Source organism: Variovorax restrictus, from assembly GCF_051216715.1.
GTDB lineage: Bacteria > Pseudomonadota > Gammaproteobacteria > Burkholderiales > Burkholderiaceae_C > Variovorax.
In genome coordinates this window covers 265,041-284,993 of sequence record NZ_JBPJZH010000002.1, presented here as the reverse complement: position 1 = coordinate 284,993, position 19,953 = coordinate 265,041, and the positions used below count along the sequence as shown (strand labels likewise).

General features: G+C 67.0%; 16 protein-coding genes. 7 read left to right on the top strand and 9 right to left on the bottom strand.

Translation table 11 applies throughout. The features are described 5' to 3' along the window. Positions 1–22: 22 nt before the first annotated feature. The 8 genes from ubiB to serA all read right to left on the bottom strand — a co-directional run bounded on the left by ubiB (position 23) and on the right by serA (position 10,121). A complete protein-coding gene (ubiB, locus tag ACSFA0_RS15880; protein WP_435451235.1) occupies positions 23–1,588 on the bottom strand; it encodes a ubiquinone biosynthesis regulatory protein kinase UbiB in 1,566 nt (521 codons plus the stop codon). Then, positions 1,585–2,142 carry a hypothetical protein gene (locus tag ACSFA0_RS15875; protein WP_435451234.1) on the bottom strand — a complete coding sequence of 186 codons (558 nt, stop codon included), beginning with the start codon at positions 2,140–2,142 and terminating at the stop codon, positions 1,585–1,587. The genes ubiB and ACSFA0_RS15875 overlap by 4 nt, the downstream gene beginning before the upstream one ends. Before the next feature lie 52 nt (positions 2,143–2,194). Continuing rightward, complete coding sequence (locus tag ACSFA0_RS15870; RefSeq protein WP_435451233.1) at positions 2,195–3,223, bottom strand: Tim44 domain-containing protein; 1,029 nt, start codon at positions 3,221–3,223, stop codon at positions 2,195–2,197. 34 nt (positions 3,224–3,257) lie between these two features. Next, complete coding sequence (gene ubiE / locus ACSFA0_RS15865; protein WP_435451232.1) at positions 3,258–3,989, bottom strand: bifunctional demethylmenaquinone methyltransferase/2-methoxy-6-polyprenyl-1,4-benzoquinol methylase UbiE; 732 nt, start codon at positions 3,987–3,989, stop codon at positions 3,258–3,260. Positions 3,990–4,070: 81 nt separating this feature from the next. Beyond that, entirely contained in the window at positions 4,071–4,493 is a 423-nt protein-coding gene (locus ACSFA0_RS15860; protein WP_435451231.1) for a gamma-butyrobetaine hydroxylase family protein, read from the bottom strand. After that, positions 4,493–4,933, bottom strand: coding sequence for an HIT family protein (locus tag ACSFA0_RS15855; protein ID WP_435451230.1), 441 nt, complete (start codon positions 4,931–4,933; stop codon positions 4,493–4,495). Before ACSFA0_RS15855 ends, ACSFA0_RS15860 begins: the two co-directional genes overlap by 1 nt. Beyond that, entirely contained in the window at positions 4,930–8,808 is a 3,879-nt protein-coding gene (locus ACSFA0_RS15850) for a DUF3683 domain-containing protein (RefSeq protein ID WP_435451229.1), read from the bottom strand. The genes ACSFA0_RS15855 and ACSFA0_RS15850 overlap by 4 nt, the downstream gene beginning before the upstream one ends. A gap of 83 nt (positions 8,809–8,891) precedes the next feature. Then, positions 8,892–10,121, bottom strand: coding sequence for a phosphoglycerate dehydrogenase (serA, locus tag ACSFA0_RS15845; protein WP_435451228.1), 1,230 nt, complete (start codon positions 10,119–10,121; stop codon positions 8,892–8,894). A gap of 236 nt (positions 10,122–10,357) precedes the next feature. Between serA and ugpB the strand changes: the two genes are divergently transcribed. The 6 genes from ugpB (at position 10,358) to ACSFA0_RS15815 (ending at position 18,221) form a co-directional block, all read left to right on the top strand. After that, positions 10,358–11,680 carry a sn-glycerol-3-phosphate ABC transporter substrate-binding protein UgpB gene (gene ugpB, locus ACSFA0_RS15840; RefSeq protein WP_435451227.1) on the top strand — a complete coding sequence of 441 codons (1,323 nt, stop codon included), beginning with the start codon at positions 10,358–10,360 and terminating at the stop codon, positions 11,678–11,680. A 173-nt stretch (positions 11,681–11,853) separates the two neighbouring features. After that, positions 11,854–12,735: a sn-glycerol-3-phosphate ABC transporter permease UgpA gene (gene ugpA / locus ACSFA0_RS15835; RefSeq protein ID WP_435451226.1), complete on the top strand. Its 882-nt coding sequence runs from the start codon at positions 11,854–11,856 to the stop codon at positions 12,733–12,735. A 43-nt stretch (positions 12,736–12,778) separates the two neighbouring features. Then, positions 12,779–13,627, top strand: coding sequence for a sn-glycerol-3-phosphate ABC transporter permease UgpE (gene ugpE, locus ACSFA0_RS15830; RefSeq protein WP_435451225.1), 849 nt, complete (start codon positions 12,779–12,781; stop codon positions 13,625–13,627). Between the two features lie 141 nt (positions 13,628–13,768). Continuing rightward, complete coding sequence (gene ugpC / locus ACSFA0_RS15825) at positions 13,769–14,776, top strand: sn-glycerol-3-phosphate ABC transporter ATP-binding protein UgpC (RefSeq protein ID WP_435451224.1); 1,008 nt, start codon at positions 13,769–13,771, stop codon at positions 14,774–14,776. 147 nt (positions 14,777–14,923) lie between these two features. Beyond that, positions 14,924–15,670 carry a glycerophosphodiester phosphodiesterase gene (gene ugpQ, locus ACSFA0_RS15820; protein ID WP_435451223.1) on the top strand — a complete coding sequence of 249 codons (747 nt, stop codon included), beginning with the start codon at positions 14,924–14,926 and terminating at the stop codon, positions 15,668–15,670. Positions 15,671–15,731: 61 nt separating this feature from the next. Then, positions 15,732–18,221 carry a DUF3772 domain-containing protein gene (locus tag ACSFA0_RS15815; protein WP_435451222.1) on the top strand — a complete coding sequence of 830 codons (2,490 nt, stop codon included), beginning with the start codon at positions 15,732–15,734 and terminating at the stop codon, positions 18,219–18,221. Here ACSFA0_RS15815 and ACSFA0_RS15810 read toward each other — a convergent pair. Further along, complete coding sequence (locus ACSFA0_RS15810; protein WP_435451221.1) at positions 18,218–18,496, bottom strand: hypothetical protein; 279 nt, start codon at positions 18,494–18,496, stop codon at positions 18,218–18,220. The two genes, ACSFA0_RS15815 and ACSFA0_RS15810, sit on opposite strands and share 4 nt — an antisense overlap. Before the next feature lie 95 nt (positions 18,497–18,591). Here ACSFA0_RS15810 and hemA point away from each other — a divergent pair, with 95 nt between their 5' ends. Further along, positions 18,592–19,866, top strand: a complete 1,275-nt coding sequence (gene hemA, locus ACSFA0_RS15805) for a glutamyl-tRNA reductase (protein WP_435451220.1) — start codon at positions 18,592–18,594, stop codon at positions 19,864–19,866. Positions 19,867–19,953: the final 87 nt, after the last annotated feature.

The window sequence follows — 19,953 nt, the reverse complement described above, 5'->3', positions numbered from 1 at the left end:
TCCGGCAGCGGACGGTGGGGGCTCAGAACAGACGGATGCGGACCACGGCCTGCATCACGATCAAACCCAATACAAAACCTATGCCAACCGCGATCACGATCTGCAGCAGACGGTTGGTGCGCTTCTGCGCGGCGAGAAGTTCCAGCAGTTCGCGCCGGTGGTCGGCGGGCCGGTTGTCCAGGAATTCATGCAGCAGGCGCGGGAACTGCGGCAGCAGTTTGGCGTAGCGCGGCGCCTCGGCGCGCAACTGCGCAAACAGCCGCTTCGGGCCGATCTGGTCGACCATCCACTTTTCGAGGAAAGGCTTGGCCGTGGCCCAGAGGTCGAGCTCGGGGTCGAGCTGGCGGCCGAGCCCCTCGATGTTGAGCAGCGTCTTCTGCAGCAGCACCAGCTGCGGCTGGATCTCGACATGAAAGCGGCGCGAGGTCTGGAACAGGCGCATCAGCACCATGCCCAGCGAGATTTCCTTCAGCGGCCGATCGAAGTACGGCTCGCAAACCGTGCGGATGGCTGCTTCGAGCTCGTCGATGCGCGTGCCTTCGGGCACCCAGCCGCTCTCCAGGTGCAGCTCGGCCACGCGCTTGTAGTCGCGCCGGAAGAAGGCGACGAAATTCTGCGCCAGGTATTCCTTGTCGCTCTCGGTGAGCGTGCCCACGATGCCGAAGTCCAGCGAGATGTAGCGCCCGAAGGTCGCCGGGGCCAGGCTGACCTGGATGTTCCCAGGGTGCATGTCGGCGTGGAAGAAGCCGTCGCGGAACACCTGGGTGAAGAAGATGGTGACGCCGTCGCGCGCCAGCTTCGGGATGTCGACGCCGGCAGCGCGCAGGCGGTCGAGCTGGGCGATCGGCACGCCATGCATGCGCTCCATCACCATCACCTCGGGGTGGCAGAAGTCCCAGAACATCTCAGGGATCATCACCAGCTCGAGCTTTTCCATGTTGCGGCGCAGCTGCGCGGCGTTGGCGGCCTCGCGCACCAGGTCGAGCTCGTCGTGCAGGTACTTGTCGAATTCGGCCACCACCTCACGGGGCTTCAGGCGCTTGCCGTCGGCCGATAGGCTGTCGACCCAGCGCGCCATCATGGCCATCAGCGCCAGGTCTTTCTCCATGATGCTGCGCATGCCGGGACGCAGCACCTTGACGGCCACATCGCGCACGATGCCCTGGCGGTCTCGGATGGTCGCGAAGTGCACCTGCGCGATCGACGCGCTGGCCACTGGCGTCTCGTCGAACTGCACGAAGATGTCCGCGAGCGGTCGGCGGAAGGCACGTTCGATGGTCGCAATCGCGATGGCGGAGGGAAACGGCGGCACGCGGTCTTGCAGCCAGGCCAGCTCGTCGGCGATGTCGGGCGGCAGCAGGTCGCGCCGCGTCGACAGCACCTGACCGAACTTCACGAAGATGGGGCCGAGCCGCTCCAGCGCCTCACGCAGCCGCTGGCCGCGCGGCGCATCGAGGTTGCGTCCGATCGAGACGATGCGGGCCACGATGCGCAGCCAAGGCTTCTGGAAGCTCGTGAGCACGAGCTCGTCCAGGCCGTAGCGCAGCGCGACCCAGACGATGAAGACGCCGCGGTACAGGCGACTCATTCGGCGCTCGCGCCGCGGGAGCCCGGTTGTCCCGGCTTGCCGGATGCGAACTGACGCACCGCGCCGGCGACCTTGCGCGCAACGCCGGCCACCGTATGAGCAGGCACGTCGCCGATCAGGCGGGCCAGGTCGTCCTCGACGTCCCAGCGCACATGGTCGACCAGCCAATTGACCTCGGCCGCCAGCTGCACGTCACCGACGATGCGCACGGTCGGCTTGTCGCCGCGCAAGGTGCTGCGCGCGATGTCCAGCGGCGACGCATCAGCCACGATCAGCGTGAGTTCGGGAATCGCGCCCTCGGGTGCGAGGTCGAGCAGCCCCGCGGGTGTCGCGACCAGCCGCATGGTGACGAAGCGCCATTCGAACTGCACCACCCGGCCCTTCTGGCGCACCAGCCGCTGCTGGGCTTCGGGCTCCTGCTGCAGCACGTGGTTCAGGAACAGAACCGCGCGATGCTGGATCTCGTGGACTGCCCAGGCGGGCGGCTGGATTCGGCTGCCGATGCGCTCGAACAAGCCGTCGAGAAAAGAAAAAGGGGACGATGGTGTGGCCATGTCCCCATTATCGATGGCGCCGACGGCTTGTTGCCGCCGGACAGCGCCGCTTTTACTGCAGCGCCTGAACGCCTGCGACCACCCAGCCGCCACGACCGTCGATCGGCTTGGTCATGTTCCAAACCTCGCGGAAAGGGCTCGGGCCGGAGGATGCGTCCTCGCGGATCATCCCGGAGAACTCGACGCTGGCCATGTAGGCGTCGGGCGTCTCCTCGATCCCGAGCAGTTGCGCGTCGAGCATCACGACCTCGGTCTTGTTCGGCTGACCGCCGGTGTGGGTCTCACGCTCGGCCAGTTGCGAACGGATCTCGCCGACCATCGAGTCGGTCATCATCGAACGCAGCAGCGTGATATCGGACCGGTCCCAGGCGTCTTGCAGGGTGACGAAGTTGCGCTTCGCTGCCGCCAGAAAACCGTCGACGTCGAAGCCTGCGGGGATGCCCCAGGACTGCGCGCCGCTCAGTGCCGAACCGATCATGCTGCCGCCGGCAGCACCCGCGGCGCCGGCCATGGAGGAGCCGCTGCTGCGCTCGGGCGCTGCGTCGAAGGCGGCCGTGTTGCTTTCCCAGGGGCGCGCCGAGGCATCGTTGCCGACCTTGGCCGGACTGTACTGCGCCGGCGTGGCGGCGTCGGACGGCGAAGCACCCGCGCCCTGGAAGGCGAAGCCGCCCTGGTTGCTGCTGCGCGGCGCATTGTTGCGGCGCGCGGCGAAGATGCGCCAGGCGATCAGACCGGCCATGACCACCAGCGCGATCAGCAGGATGTTGCCGAAGGCGGCACCCAGGCCCAGCGAGTTCGCGAGCCAGGCCAGACCGAGGCCGGCGGCCAGGCCGCCGAGCATCGCGCCCCATGGCCGCTTCGGTGCGGCAGCGGCGGCCGGCGTGCCGGGGCGTGCGGCCGGGTTGGCATTCTGCGCAGGCGCGCCCGGCGTGGCCTGATTGGCCGGTGGCGTGGCTTGCCGCTGGGTCACGTTGCCCGACTGGCGACCGAAGGACTTGCCGCCGCCGATGCGGGCGGCTTCGGCGTGCACGCTCGCCAGGGTCAGCACGCACACCATCAAAAGGGATCCCAACTTCTTCATTTCATCTCCTCATGCGCGAAGGAACTTCGCGAATTCAACACTTGATTCCAACATGCAGGGCGACCACGCCGCCCGTCATGTTGTGATAGTCCACATGACCGAAACCACCCTCTTTCATGAGGGTCTTGAGCTCTTCCTGCGCGGGGTGCATCCGGATGGACTCCGCCAGGTAGCGGTAGCTCGCGTCGTCGCCCGCCACCGCCTTGCCCAGCCGCGGCAGCACCTTGAAGGAATACAGGTCGTAGGCCTTTTGCAGCGGCTTGGCGACCTTCGAGAACTCCAGCACCAGCAGCTTGCCGTGGGGCTTGAGCACGCGGTTCATTTCCTTGAGCGCCACATCCTTGTGCGTCATGTTGCGCAGCCCAAAGGCCACGGTGACGACGTCGAAGTGGTTGTCGGGGAACGGCAGCTTCTCGGCGTCGCACACCATCGTCGGGAGCGACACGCCGGCGTCGAGCAAGCGGTCGCGACCGGTACGCAGCATGGCTTCGTTGATGTCGGTGTGCACGACCTGCCCGCTGGCGCCCACCTTCTTCGCGAAGGCCAGCGCCAGGTCGCCGGTGCCGCCGGCGATGTCGAGCACGCGCGAGCCTTCGCCCACGTTCGCGACCATCACGGTGTAGGCCTTCCAGGCGCGGTGCAAGCCCATGGACATGAGGTCGTTCATGAGGTCGTAGCGCGTCGCGACCGAGTCGAAGACACCGCGCACGCGGCGCGCCTTCTCGCTCTCGTCGACGTTCTCGAATCCGAAGTGGGTGGTGCTCATGGTTTCTCAGATGTTAGGTCGTTGGCGCCGGGATCAAGCAGACGACCCCGCTCGGACGCCGGGCTTTGGCGTTGGGCACGATCAATGACTGCCGCAGGCATGGCCGCCTGCGGGGGCGGCCGGCATCATGGGCGCGTCGCGGTCGACGCCGGCAGCGACTAGGCGGCGCTCGTACTCAGCCCAGAGTTCGTCCTGCTTCTGGCCGAGTTCGTAGAGCAGGTTCCACGAGAAGATGCCGCTCTCGTGGCCATCGGTGAAGACCGGCTTCACGGCGTAGTTGCCGACCGATTCGAGTTCGAGCAGGCCAACGTTGCGCTTGCCGGTCTGCAGAATTTCCTGGCCTGGGCCGTGGCCCTGCACTTCGGCGGACGGCGAATAGATGCGCATCAGCTCGAAGGGGATGCGGAAGCTCGCGCCGTCGGAGAAGCCGACTTCCAGCACCTTCGACTTGTTGTGCACGGTGATCGATTGCGGCGTCGGAGCGCCGGCTTGCAGACCTGCCATCAGGATGTCCTTTTGCTGAGTGCCGCGATCATCGCAGCCTCGGCGGCTGGCAGTCGCGCCCGCACCGCGGCCTCCCTGTCGGCGTCGCGGTCTCGCTGTGCAGCGGCCCAGACCGGCGCGGGGAAATGCGTGTCCCATTCGTACCGCGCGATCACGTGCCAGTGCAGGTGCGGCACCATGTTGCCGAGCGCGGCGAGATTGATCTTGGCGGGGGCCAGATGGTCGCGCAGGCATTGCTCGACCGTGGTGACGGCCTCCATGCACGTCGCGCGGTCGGCCGCCGACAGGTCGGAGAACTCCGCCGCATGGTCGCGCCAGATGACGCGGTAGAAGCCGGGAAAGCCCGCCTCGTCCGCATGGATCACGCGGAACTCGGACGCCTCGCACACCAGGCGCCCGCCAGCGCCTTCGCACAGCACACAGCCCGACACGCGGGTCAAACCAGCACCCGCTCGATCCCGCCGTTGTTCGCCGCGGCCACGTAATCGGGCAGCCACTGGTCGCCGAGGATCTGGTTGGCCATCTCGACCACGATGTAGTCGGCTTCGAGCAGGCCGTTGTTCAGGTCGTTGCCGTAGCGGGAGAGGCCCTGCAGGCAGCTCGGGCAGCTGGTGAGGATCTTCACGTTGCCCTTCGCCTCGACCTTGCCGCTGTCGCGCAGCTGGGCTTCGCCCTTTTTCAGTTCCTCTTCCTTGCGGAAGCGAATCTGCGTCGAGATGTCGGGCCGCGTCACGCCCAGCGTGCCGGATTCGCCGCAGCAGCGGTCGTTCTTGAGCACGTTGTCGCCGACCAGCGCCTTCACTGTCTTCATCGGGTCCTGCAGCTTCATCGGGCTGTGGCACGGGTCGTGGTACAGGTAGCCGCCACCACCGGCATCGCCCAGCGTGATGCCCTTCTCGAGCAGGTACTCGTGGATGTCGATGATCCGGCAGCCGGGGAAGATCTTGTCGAACTGGTAGCCCTGCAGCTGGTCGTAGCAGGTACCGCAGCTCACCACCACGGTCTTGATGTCGAGGTAGTTCAGCGTGTTCGCGACGCGGTGGAAGAGCACGCGGTTGTCCGTGATCATCTTCTCGGCCTTGTCGAACTGGCCGCTGCCGCGCTGCGGGTAGCCGCAGCAGAGATAACCTGGCGGCAGCACCGTCTGCACGCCGGCGTGCCACAGCATCGCCTGCGTCGCGAGGCCGACCTGCGAGAACAGGCGCTCCGAGCCGCAGCCGGGGAAATAGAAGACGGCCTCGGTCTCGGCCGTCGTCGCCTTCGGGTTGCGGATGATCGGCACGTAGTCGGCATCCTCGATGTCGAGCAGGGCGCGGGCCGTCTTCTTCGGCAGGCCACCGGGCATCTTCTTGTTGATGAAGTGGATGACCTGTTCCTTGATCGGCGCCGGGCCGAGCGTGGCCGGCGGCGCAGCGGTCTGCTTCTTCGCCGGCAGGCGGAAGAAATCGTTGGCCAGGCGCTGCGCCTTGAAGCCGATGTCGACCATGCCCACGCGCATCGCCTTGATGGTCGACGGGTTGGTCGCGTTCAGGAAGAACATCGCCGCCGCGTTGCCGGGGCGGAAGCTCTTCTGCCCCATCTTGCGCAGCAGGTTGCGCATGTTCATCGACACATCGCCGAAGTCGATCTTCACCGGGCACGGCGACAGGCACTTGTGGCAGACCGTGCAGTGGTCGGCCACGTCCTCGAACTCTTCCCAGTGCTTGATGCTCACGCCGCGGCGCGTCTGCTCTTCGTACAGAAAGGCCTCGACCAGCAACGAGGTCGCGAGGATCTTGTTGCGCGGGCTGTAGAGCAGGTTGGCCCGCGGCACGTGCGTGGCGCACACCGGCTTGCACTTGCCGCAGCGAAGGCAGTCCTTGACCGAATCGGCGATGGCGCCGATGTCGCTCTGCTGCATGATCAGCGACTCGTGGCCCATCAGGCCGAAGCTCGGCGTGTAGGCGTTGGTCAGGTCAGCATGCAGACCGTGCGAGGCGGGCGTGTCGGCGCGCAGCAGCTTCCCCTTGTTGAAGCGCCCTTCCGGGTCGACGCGCTGCTTGTAGTCGGTGAAGGGCTGCAGCTCGGCATCCGTCAGGAATTCGAGCTTGGTGATCCCGATGCCGTGCTCGCCCGAGATCACGCCGTCGAGCGAGCGCGCCAGCGCCATGATGCGCACCACGGCGGCATGCGCGCTCTGCAGCATCTCGTAGTTGTCGCTGTTGACCGGGATGTTGGTGTGCACGTTGCCGTCGCCGGCGTGCATGTGCAGCGCGACCCAGACGCGACCCTTGAGCACGCGCTGGTGGATGGCATTGCACTCGGCCAGGATCGGCGCGAATTCGGCACCGGTGAAGATCTGCTGCAGCGGCGCGCGGATCTGCGTCTTCCAGCTGGCGCGCAGCGAATGGTCCTGCAGCTGCGGGAACAGCGCGTCGACGTCCTGCAGCCAACCGGCCCACAGCGCGCGCACGTCCTGCACCAGCGCGATGGCCTGCGCCACGCGGTCTTCCAGCAGCTCGGCCGACGGGATGTCGTTGGCGTCATCGGTCTTGCCCAGGGGCAGGTTGCCGCGGGCGAAGAAGGCTTCCAGCGCATCGGCGAAGGCCAGCTTGTTCTGCAGCGACAGCTCGATGTTGATGCGCTCGATGCCGTCGGTGTACTCGGCCATCCGTGGCAGCGGGATCACCACGTCTTCGTTGATCTTGAAGGCGTTGGTGTGGCGGCTGATGGCGGCCGTGCGCTTGCGGTCGAGCCAGAACTTCTTGCGCGCCTCGGGGCTGATGGCGATGAAGCCTTCGCCGCTGCGCGAATTGGCGATGCGCACCACCTCCGACGTGACGCGCGCCACATCGTCGGCGTCGTGGCCGGCGATGTCGCCGAACAGCACCATCTTCGGCAGGCCGCCGTGCTTCTTCGATTTCGTCGCGTAGCCGACGGCCTTCAGGTAACGGTCGTCGAGATGCTCCAGGCCGGCCAGCAGCACGCCCGAGCGCTTCTGCTCGGCGAACATGAAGTCCTTGATCTCCACGATGCTGGGCACCGCGTCCTTGGCGTTGCCGAAGAACTCCAGGCACACGGTGCGCGTGTGCGCCGGCATCTTGTGGACCACCCAGCGGCAGCTGGTGATCAGGCCGTCGCAGCCCTCCTTCTGGATGCCCGGCAGGCCCGAGAGGAACTTGTCGGTCACGTCCTTGCCGAGGCCCTCCTTGCGGAAGGTCTTGCCGGCGATTTCCAGGCGCTCGCTGCGCAGCTTGGTACGGCCGTCGGCGGCGAAGTACTGCAGGTCGAACACGGCGCTGTCGACGTCGTGGATCTTGCCGAGGTTGTGGCCCACGCGCGTGACCTCGAGCCACTCGGCCTGCGGCGTCACCATGCGCCACGAGGCCAGGTTGTCGAGCGCGGTGCCCCACAGCACGGCCTTCTTGCCGCCCGCGTTCATCGCGACGTTTCCGCCGACGCACGAAGCCTCGGCCGAGGTCGGGTCGACCGCGAAGACGTAGCCCGCGCGCTCGGCCGCATCGGCCACGCGCTGCGTGACCACGCCGGCCTCGGTCCAGATGGTCGGCACGGCGTCGTCGAGGCCGGGCAGCGCCATCAGCTCGACCTCGGTCATCGCCTCGAGCTTCTCGGTGTTGATGACCGCGCTGTTCCAGGTGAGCGGGATCGCGCCGCCGGTGTAGCCGGTGCCGCCGCCACGCGGAATGATGGTCAGGCCCAGATCGATGCAGCCCTTGACCAGCCCTGCCATCTCGGCCTCTGTGTCGGGGCACAGCACGACGAACGGATATTCGACGCGCCAGTCGGTCGCGTCGGTCACGTGCGACACGCGGGAGAGGCCGTCGAACTTGATGTTGTCCTTGGCGGTCAGCCGGCGGAAGGCGCGGGTGGCCTTGCGGCGCAGCGCGGCCACATCGTTGAACATCGTGTCGAAGGTGGCGATGGCCTGGGCCACCAACGCGGTCAATTCGCCCACCAGCAGGTCTCGCTGCGCATCCACGTCGGGGGTGCGGCGCTTGCCAACTTCTGTCAGCCGATGGTTCAGCGCATCGACCAGCTGCCCGCGCCGGCGCGGGTTGTCGAGCAGGTCGTCGACCAGGTACGGGTTGCGCTGCACCACCCAGATGTCGCCAAGCACCTCGTAGAGCATGCGTGCCGATCGCCCGGTGCGGCGCTCGTCGCGCAGCGATTGCAGCAGCGACCAGCCGCGTTCGCCGAGCAGGCGAATGACGATTTCTCGGTCGGAGAAGCTGGTGTAGTTGTACGGGATCTCGCGGAGTCGGGCGGGCTCTGCGGCCTGCGTCAACAACGCAGTCAGCGCGATCGGAGCGTTCATCGGGGAGCAGCCTCGGCAGGACGCTGCGCGCCCTTGAACCGGGCCGGCGATTTTAAGTCAGCGCCGACCCAAGCGCTCGCGGGTTAGAAAAGGACCCGGCTGCGGATGGTGCCGGGCACCTGCGCCAGCTTTTCCTGCGCCAGCTCCGACGACGCCGCGTCGATGTCCGTCACCACGTAGCCCACCTTCTCATTCGTCTGCAGGTACTGCGACGCGATGTTGATGTGGTTGTCCGCGAACACCTGGTTGATGGCCGAGAGCACGCCCGGCACGTTGTGGTGGATATGCAGCAGGCGATGCTTGCCCGGGTGGGCCGGCAGCGCCACTTCGGGGAAGTTCACCGACGTGATGGAGGTGCCGTTGTCGCTGTACTTCACCAGCTTCTCGGCCACCTCGCCGCCGATGTTGGCCTGCGCCTCCATCGTCGAGCCACCGATGTGCGGCGTGAGGATCACGTTGTCCAGCCCGCGCAGCGGCGACTGGAACTCTTCATTGTTGCTGCCCGGCTCGACCGGGAACACGTCGATGGCCGCGCCCCAGAGCTTGCCGCTGGTGATGCCTTCGGCCAGCGCGTCGATGTCGACCACCGTGCCGCGCGCGGCATTGATCAGGATGCCGCCCGGCTTCATCGCGGCGATCTCGGCCGGGCCGATCATCCACTTGGTCGACGGCAGTTCGGGTACGTGCAGGCTCACGATGTCGCTCTGCGCGAGCAGGTCGTGCAATTGCGGCACCTGGCGCGCGTTGCCCAGGGGCAGCTTGCTCACCACGTCGTAGAAGGCCACATGCATGCCCAGCCCTTCGGCCAGCACCGACAGCTGGGTGCCGATGGAGCCGTAGCCCACGATGCCCAGTGTCTTGCCGCGGATCTCGTGCGACTGGGCGGCCGACTTCATCCAGCCGCCCCGATGCACCAGCGCGTTCTTGGCCGGGATGCCGCGCAGCAGCAGGATCGCCTCGGCCAGCACCAGTTCGGCCACCGAGCGGGTGTTGGAATACGGCGCGTTGAAGACCGCCACGCCGCGCTCGCGCGCCGCGTTCAGGTCGACCTGGTTGGTGCCGATGCAGAAGCAGCCGACGGCCACCAGCTTGGGCGCGGCCGATAGCACGTCGGCCGTGAGCTTGCTCTGCGAGCGGATGCCGAGGAAATGCACGTCGGCCAGCTTGGCCTTGAGTTCTTCGCCCTGAAGCGCCTTCGGCAGCATCTCGATCTGGGTGTAGCCCGCGCCGCGGATGACCTCCACCGCCGAGGCATGGATGCCCTCCAAGAGGAGGAACTTGATCTTGCTTTTGTCGAGGGAGGTCTTGCTCATGGCGGTCATGAAGGCCCCCGACAGGGCTCGGAGGCAGAGCCGAAAAACGAAGCGGAAATGCTAGCATGGTGCAGCGCAGCACGCCGATGGGGCGCCATGGGCGCACATGGCACCAAAAGGGTTTCCCCGCTTGGTCGTCATCCCCGCCCATGCGTCAAATGTGACGCGGTTGTGTCACACACAGCCCCTAGCATTCGCGCTTTTCACGCTTTCCAAATTCCCCTTCAGGAGTCTTCATGCGATTCAAAATGCTCGCCTTGACCACGGCGCTCGCGGCGACCTTTGCCACCACTGCCCAGGCGCAGACTGAAATTCAGTGGTGGCACTCGATGACCGCCGTGAACAACGAGTGGGTCAATGACCTGGCTCGCCAGTTCAACGAGAGCCAGAAGGAATACAAGGTCGTGCCCACCTTCAAGGGCAACTACACCGAAGGCATGACCGCGGCCATCGCGGCCTTCCGCGCCGGCAACGCACCGCACATCCTGCAGGTGTTCGAAGTGGGCACCGCCACCATGATGGCCAGCAAGGGCGCCACCGTGCCCGTGGCCAAGGTGATGACCGACGCCGGTCTCACCTTCGACCCGTCCACCTACATTCCCGCTGTGGCCGGTTACTACACCGCGCCCAACGGGCAGATGCTGAGCTTCCCCTTCAACAGCTCGACCACGGTGTTCTACATCAACAAGGACGCCTTCGCGAAGGCCGGCCTGAACGCCGACAAGGCGCCCGCCACCTGGCCCGAAGTGTTCGAGGCGGCCAAGAAGCTCAAGGCCAGCGGCCACAACTGCCCGATGACCCTCGCCTGGCAGGGCTGGACGCAGCTCGAGAGCTTCTCGACCTGGCACAACGTGGAGTTCGCGACCGAGCAGAACGGCCTGTCCAAGGACGGCTACAAGGCGCGCATGAAGATCAACTCGCCGCTGCACGTCAAGCACATCGAGAACCTGGCCGCCGCCGCCAAGGCCGGCGAGTTCGTCTACAAGGGCCGCGGCTCGGACGCACAGGCTTCGTTCACCTCGGGCGAGTGCGCCATGATCCAGACCTCCTCGGGCTTCTACGGCGACGTGGCCAAGAACGCGAAGTTCAAGTACGGCCTGGCTTCGCTGCCCTACTACCCCGACGTGAAGGGCGCACCGCAGAACACCGTGATCGGCGGCGCCTCGCTGTGGGTGATGTCCGGCAAGAAGCCTGCCGAATACAAGGGCGTGGCCGAATTCTTCAACTTCCTGTCGCAGACCAAGGTGCAGGCTGCCAGCCACCAGCGCACGGGCTACCTGCCCATCACACTGGCCGCTTACGACCTGACCGACAAGTCCGGCTTCTATCAAAAGAACCCGGGCACCGACATCGCCGTGACGCAGATGATCCGCAAGACGACCGACAAGTCGCGCGGCATCCGCCTGGGCAACTACGTGCAGATCCGCACCATCGAGGACGAGGAACTCGAACAGGTCTGGGGCGGCAAGAAGTCGCCCAAGGATGCGCTGGACAGCATCGTCTCGCGCGGCAACGAACTGCTGGTGCGCTTCGAAGCGGCCAACGGCGGCAAGAAGTAATCGCGCACGGTCGCATCGTCACGATGCAGCGCCTCGCCCCACCGGGGCGGCGCGCATTTCGATGACAATGTGACAGTTTGATGACTGGGCGGCGCTTCGGCGCCGCCTGCTGTTTGTCCCCTTGCCGGCGGCCTGCCTGCCCTCTCCTGTCCTGTCCCGAAAGCTGAGCGACGATGGAAAAACGCGTCCTGTTCCGGTCGAAATGGTTACCTTGGATCCTGCTGCTGCCGCAGCTGGTCATCATCACCGTCTTTTTCTTCCTGCCCGCCGGCCAGGCCCTGCTGCAGTCGCTGCAGACGGAAGACGCTTTCGGCATGAGCACCGAATGGGTGGGGCTGGAGAACTTCCAGCGCATCTTCAACGACGCTGGCTACCTGGCCTCGTTCAAGACCACCGCCATGTTCTCGGTGCTGGTGGCCGTCACCGGCATCTGCCTGGCCCTGGGGCTGGCCATCTTCGCCGACCGCATCGTGCGCGGCGCCATGTTCTACAAGACCTTGCTGATCCTGCCGTATGCCGTGGCGCCGGCGATCGCGGGCGTGCTGTGGTTGTTCATCTTCTCGCCGTCCCTCGGTGTCGCGACCTATTACCTGGGGAAGCTCGGCTACAACTGGAACCACTTGATGAACGAGGACCAGGCCATGACCCTGATCGTCGTCGCCTCGGTCTGGAAGCAGATCTCGTACAACTTCCTGTTCTTCCTCGCGGGCCTGCAATCGATCCCGAAGTCGCTCATCGAGGCCGCGTCCATCGACGGGGCCGGCCCGTGGCGCCGCTTCTGGAGCATCCAGCTGCCGCTGCTCTCGCCCACCACCTTCTTCCTGCTGGTGATCAATGTGGTGTACGCCTTCTTCGACACCTTCGGCATCATCGACGCGATGACCGCCGGCGGCCCCGGCCAGTCCACCTCGATCCTGGTTTACAAGGTCTACCAGGACGGCTTCAAGGCACTGGACCTCGGCGGCTCTGCCGCGCAATCGGTGGTGCTGATGATCATCGTCGTCGCGCTCACGGTGGTGCAATTCCGCTACGTCGAGAAGAAGGTTCAATACTAATGACGCCCGTCGCCCCCACCTTCTTTCACAACGGAGCGCGCGCATGATCGACCGTCGCCCCTGGGTCACCGTGCTGTCGCACGCCGTCATGATCGTCGGCGTGTTGATCGTGGCCTTTCCGCTCTATCTGGCTTTCGTGGCCTCCACCCACACGCCCGATGCCATCGTGCAGGCGCCCATGCCGTTGCTGCCCGGCAGCAACTTCTGGAACACCTACAGCACGGCGCTGTTCGGCGAGAGCAAGCAGGGGTTCAACACCTCCGTGGCACGCATGATGTGGATCAGCTTCGTGACGGCGATGGTCATCGCCGTCGGCAAGATCGCCATCTCGCTGCTGTCGGCCTTCGCCATCGTCTATTTCCGCTTCCCGTTCAAGAAGCTGTGCTTCTGGGCCATCTTCGTGACGCTGATGCTGCCGGTGGAAGTGCGCATCCTGCCCACCTACAAGGTGGTGGCCGATCTGGGCATGCTCAACAGCTACGCCGGCTTGACGCTGCCGCTGATCGCCTCGGCCACCGCGACCTTCCTGTTCCGCCAGTTCTTCCTGACGGTGCCGGACGAGCTGGTGGAAGCGGCCCGCGTGGACGGCGCAGGCCCCATGCGCTTTTTCAAGGACGTGCTGGTGCCGCTGTCGAAGACCTCGATCGCGGCGCTGTTCGTGATCCAGTTCATCTACGGCTGGAACCAGTACCTGTGGCCGCTGCTGATGACCACCTCCGAGGACATGTACCCGGTGGTGATCGGCATCAAGCGGATGCTGGCCGGCGGTGAAGCCGCCAATGACTGGAACATCATCATGGCCACGGCCCTGCTCGCGATGCTGCCGCCCACGCTGGTGGTGATGCTGATGCAGAAATGGTTCGTCAAGGGCCTCGTAGATACCGAGAAATAGGCTCGCCCCCAGGTCGCTGCGCGCTTCGTGTCGCAGCTCCCACCCCCTACCGGGGGCAACACCAGCGGACTGGCAAAGCCAGTTCCGCGGTGTTCCTCGAAAAGAATTCGCGCCTCGCGTTGAGGCAATACCGAGAAGAAAATGGCAGCTCTTTCGTTTCGCAACGTCATCAAACGCTACGGCAAAGGCCCGAAGGCCAACCAAGTGATCCACGGCGTGAGCGCCGAGATCAACGATGGCGAATTCGTGGTCATCGTCGGCCCCTCGGGCTGCGGCAAATCCACCCTGTTGCGCATGGTGGCCGGCCTGGAAGAAATCAGTGCCGGCGATATCGCCATCGGCCCGCGCGTGGTGAATGACCTGGAGCCGGCCCAGCGCGACATCGCGATGGTGTTCCAGAACTACGCGCTGTACCCGCACATGTCGAACTTCGACAACATGGCCTACGGCCTGCGCATTCAGGGTGTGTCCAAGGACGAGATCAAGGCGCGCGTCGACAAGGCCGCCAAGATCCTCGAGCTCGGCCACCTGCTCGAGCGCAAGCCGCGCGAGCTGTCCGGCGGCCAGCGCCAGCGCGTGGCCATGGGCCGCGCGATCGTGCGCCAGCCGCAGGTCTTCCTGTTCGACGAGCCGCTGTCGAACCTCGACGCCAAGCTGCGCGCGCAGACCCGCATCGAGATCCAGAAGCTGCACCGCGAGCTGGGCATCACCTCGCTATTCGTCACGCACGACCAGGTCGAGGCCATGACGCTGGCGCAGCGGATCATCGTGATGAACGGCGGCGTGATGGACCAGTTCGCCACGCCCGAAGAGGTCTACAACCGCCCCGCCACCACCTTCGTCGCCAGCTTCATCGGTTCGCCGCCGATGAACCTGCTCAAGCACGCGCCGGGCGTGCGCCCCGGCCATATCCTGGGCGTGCGGCCGGAGCACCTGAAGCTCGACCAGACCGGCTGGACGGTGCAGGTCGAACACGTCGAACTGCTGGGCGCCGAGCGCCTGGTGTATGGCCGCATCGGCGACGAGCAGATCATCATGCGCACCGACGCGGCCGACCAGCCGCCGACGGCCGGCGACACGGTGCACATCTCGGCACCGCAGGACAGCCTGCACTGGTTCGACGCGGGCTCCGGAAAACGCGCAGGGTGATGAAACACCCCCGAAGCGCCTTCAGCGCCTCCCCCTCAAGGGAGCGATACCAGCGGCCCGGCAGAGCCGGCTCCGCGGTATCCCTGGTATTTGGCTGCGCCGGTCTCATCCGCCATGGGGCCCGCAGAGGAATGGTAGATATCTGACATGAGCATCGGGAAGAACTGGCCCTACCCCCGCTGGGTCGCCCACCGCGGCGCCGGCAAGCTGGCGCCGGAGAACACGCTGGCGGCCTTCCGGTTGGGCGCGCAGCACGGCTACCGCATGTTCGAATGCGACGTCAAGCTGAGCGCCGATGGCGTGCCTTTCCTGATGCACGACAGCACGCTGGAGCGCACGACCAGCGGCCATGGCGTCGGTGGCAATCAGCCCTGGCACGCGCTGTCGCAGCTCGACGCCGGGAGCTGGCATTCGCGCGCCTTCGCGGGCGAGCCGCTGGCGACGCTGGAGAACATCGCGCGCTTCTGCCTGCACAACGGCCACCTGCTCAACATCGAGATCAAGCCGACGCCGGGCGTGGAGCGCCGCACCGGCGAGGTGGTGGCGCGCGACGCGCACCGGCTGTGGGCCGGGCAGGCGACCCCGCCACTGCTCACCTCCTTCAAGACCGACGCGCTGGCCGGTGCCCGCGACACGGCGCCCGGGCTGCCTCGCGGCCTGCTGCTCGACACGCTGTGGGACGGCTGGCTGACTGCGGCGCTCGACCTGGGATGCGTGGCGATCGTCTGCAACCACGCGCTGTGGGACGCGCACACCGTCGCGCAGGCGCGCGACGCCGGCCTGCGCACGCTGAGCTACACCGTGAACGACGAGTGGGCGGCCGAGCGGCTCGTCGCCCTCGGCACCGACGGCATCATCACCGATCGGGTCGACCTGTTCAGCCCCGGCCGCTGAGCCGCTGCCTCGCTGCCGCCGGTAGCGTTCTGTCACCGGCCGGGCTTCCATAATCGGCCCGATGACATTCCTTCCACGCTGGCTCGCGGCCGGGCTTCTGGCGGCGCTGCTCGCCGCCGCGAGCCCCGTCTGGGCGCAATCGTCGACCGCCGCCGCGACACCCGTTGCCGACAGCAGCACCCCGCTCGGCCCCGAGGTGACCGTGCCCGCGCTGCGCGCGCGGCTGGACAAGATTCCCGAGACGGTCGAACGCAACGAGGACATCACCGCTTTCGTCGCCGAGGCGCAGGACATCGTGGGCCTCGCCCAGCGCTTCGTGGCGTCGCGCGAAGGTCCGTTGGCCGATCTCAACGCCCGCCTCGGCGAGTTGGGCGCGGCACCCCCCAAGGGTACGGCCGAAGATCCCGACATCACGCGCCAGCGCGCCGCGCTCGAAAAGGAGCGCAATGCGCTCGATGCCGACATCCGCCTCGCGCGGCTGGTGTCGGTCGACGCCCAGCAGCGTGCCAGCGACCTGCGGTCGCAGCGCCGCGCCCTGTTCGAGGCGCGGCTGCTCGAGCGAACGCATTCGCCGCTGGGCGGCGCCTTCTGGCGCAGTGTCGCGGCGGCGTGGCCGGCCGACAGCGAACGGCTGAAGGCGTTCGCGATGGAGGTGCGTACCGGCGCATCGACCGCGCTGCGCGGCGCGCATGGCGGCATGGTCGTGGCCGCGCTCGTCTGCGCGCTGCTGCTGGCCTTCGTCGGCACCTGGGCCGCCGAGCATGCCCTGACGCAGCTGGCGTCCCGCGTCTTTCCGAAGGGCCGCCTGCGGCGCTCGCTGCTGGCGCTCAGCACGGTGGTGGCCACTGTGCTTATCGTGGGGCTGACCGCGCAGTGGGCCTGGCAGACACTGCAGGAAGCCGGCGAGTGGGGTCCGCTCGCACTGCGACTGGGTGATGCGGTGGCCCGCTTCGCGCTCTTCGTGGGCTTCGTCATCGGCCTCGGGCGGGCCCTGCTGGCGCAGCGCCGACCGACCTGGCGGCTGCCGCCGATGGCCGATGGCATGGCCGCGCGCATGGCCTTCTTCCCCTGGCTGATCGCCGGCGTCAGCACCTTGAGCTGGCTCACGACCCAGGTCAATACGATCATGGATGCGAGTCTGGCGGCCACCGTGCTCACGCACGCCGCCAGCGCGCTGACGCTCACTGCGCTCACTGCCATCATGGTGATGCGGTTGCGCCTGCCCGAGGCCGAGCTCGGCACCGCCGATGCGGCCAAGCCGGCCGACGCCAAGCCCGCCGAAACGCCGGCCGATGCGCCCGCCCCCCTGCCGGAACGCCCGCTCTGGGTCGGCCTGCTGACCGGCGGCGTCGCGGCGGTGCTGATCGCGATCTGCGTGCTGGTGGCTGTCGGCTACGTCTCGCTGGCCAGCTTCATCGCCAGCCAGCTGATCTGGACCGGCGTGGTGGCCGCGGCAGCGTACCTGCTGTTCAAGTTCGCCGACGACCTGGCGATGGCGCTGCTGTCGTCGCGCAGCAATGTCGGCCAGCGTCTGCAGAAAAGCCTGAACGTGGCACCGACGACCCTCGACCAGGCGGCCGTGGTGCTGTCGGCCGTGAGCCGCGTCACGCTGTTCTTCTACCTGGTGATCGCCCTGCTGGCGCCGCTGGGCACTACGCCGGACGAGCTCTTCGATCGCAGCGGCCAGGTCGGCAACAGCCTCAAGGTGGGTCAGTTCGAGCTGGTGCCGGGGGCGCTGTTGGGCGCGCTCGGGGTGCTGGTGATCGGCTTCATTGCGCTGCGGCTCGTCAAGCACTGGCTCGACAACAGCTACCTGCCGAGCACCACGCTCGAGCCGGGCATGCGCAGTTCGCTCACCACGCTGCTGGGCTATGTCGGCGGCATCCTGGTGGTCGCCTCGGCGCTGTCGGCGCTGGGCATCGGCGTCGAGCGCATCGCATGGGTGGCCAGCGCGCTGTCGGTGGGCATCGGCTTCGGCCTGCAGGCGATCGTGCAGAACTTCATCTCGGGCCTGATCCTGCTGGCGGAACGACCGGTGAAGGTGGGCGACTGGGTGGTGCTCGGCACGGCCGAGGGCGACGTGCGGCGCATCAACGTGCGCGCCACCGAGATCCAGCTGGGCGACCGCTCGACGCTGATCGTGCCGAACTCGGAATTCATCACGAAGACCGTGCGCAACATGACGCTGGCCAACGCCGAGGGCCGGGTGCTGATCCGCCTGCCGATGCCGCTGACCACCGACGCCAACCGGGCGCGCGAGGTGCTGATGGCGGCCTGCACTGCGCACGACGGCATCCTGCCCACACCCGCGCCGTCGGTCATGCTCGATGGTATCGAGAACGGCTTCCTGATCTTTCAGGTGATCGCGTACGTGCAAAGCCCGCGGCTGGCCGGGGGCGTGCGCAGCGACCTGCTCTTCAGCATGCTCGACGGCCTGAAGCAGGCCGACCTGCCGCTGGTCGCCTACGCGGCACCGCCGCCGCCACAACCGACCGTGCCGGGCGAGCCGCCGCCGGTCACGGCTGCACCGCCACCGCCGCCCGCGGCCTAGCGCCGATAGCCGCCCGCCAGGAACCACTGAACGGTGCCGCACACCGCCACCAGCGCGGCATAGGTGGCCATCTTCCCGTCGCGGCCGAAGTACATGAGGCCGACCGCCAGCACGGCGACGCCCGCGATGGCGTTGATGGCGATCTGCGTCCAGAAGCCCGGCGCTCCCGCGTTGCGGCGGAACATCCACCGCGCGAGGATCGCCAGCGTCAGCGCCACGAAGAAGGCGGGCGCGACGAAGTTCAGCAGGTGGTCGATCAGGGCGAGTGGCGGCATCAGGGAGAGGGGAAACGGGGCATGCCGCAGCGGCGGGGCAGGACTTGCGCGGCGTCAAACGGCGCGGCGCTCCACAAATTTTATAATCGCGGTCTATGTCAGTCTGGGCCCTCGGGTTGAACCACACGACCGCGCCGCTCGACCTGCGCGGTCGTTTCGCGTTCGCGCTCGATCAGATCGCTCCCACGCTGCAGAGCCTGCGCACCTCGTTCGCCTCCGGCCGGCACCCGGCGGTCGAGGCGGCGATCATCTCCACCTGCAACCGCACCGAGATCTACTGCGCCGCCGAGCACGCCGCCGCGCTGGACCACACGGTCGGCTGGCTGGCCGAAAGCGGCGGCGTCTCCCCGGCCCTGCTGCGTTCGCATGCCTACACCCTGCACGACGACGCCGTGGCGCGCCATGCCTTCCGGGTGGCCAGCGGGCTCGATTCGATGGTGCTGGGCGAGGCGCAGATCCTCGGCCAGATGAAAGACGCCGTGCGCGCCGCCGAAAGCGCCGGCGCGCTGGGCAGCACGCTCAACCAGCTGTTCCAGCGCTCCTTCGCGGTCGCCAAAGAAGTGCGCAGCGCCACCGAGATCGGCGCGCATTCGATCAGCATGGCCGCCGCCGCGGTGCGCCTGGCGGGCCAGTTGTTCGAGGACCTCAAGGAAACGCGCGTGCTCTTCGTGGGCGCGGGCGAGATGATCGACCTGGCCGCGACGCACTTCGCCGCCAAGGAACCGAAGTCCATCACCATCGCCAACCGCACGCTCGAACGCGGCGAGAAGCTGGCCACCCGCTTCGGCGGCACCGCCATGCGGCTGGCCGACCTGCCCGCGCGGCTGGCCGATTTCGACATCGTCGTGAGCTGCACCGCCAGCACGCTGCCGCTGATCGGCCTGGGCGCGGTCGAGCGGGCGCTCAAGCAGCGCAAGCACCGCCCGATGTTCATGGTCGACCTGGCCGTGCCACGTGACATCGAACCCGAGGTGAAGGCGCTGGAGGACGTGTACCTCTACACGGTCGACGACCTCGCCCAGGTGGTGCAGCAGGGCCAGGCCAACCGCCAGGCGGCGGTGGCGCAGGCCGAGGTCATCATCGACGCCGGCGTGCAGAACTTCATGCACTGGCTGGGCCAGCGCGGCACCGTGCCGCTGATCCAGCAACTCAACGCGCAGACCGATGAGTGGCGTGCCGCCGAACTGGCCCGTGCGCGCAAGCTGCTGGCCCGGGGCGAATCGGTCGACGCGGTGCTCGAAGCCCTGTCGCGCGGCCTCACGCAGAAGATGCTGCACGGCGCGCTGGCCGAGCTGCACGCCGGCGATGCCGCCTCGCGCGAGCAGACGGCGCAGACCATCTCGCGCCTGTTCCTGCGCAAAGAGCGTTAGCGACGCTCGGTCGAATACGGGTTTCCGGACGCAGAGGACGCGAAGGTTTCGCGAAGGACGCAAAAGGAAACCCGAAAACCTCTTGCG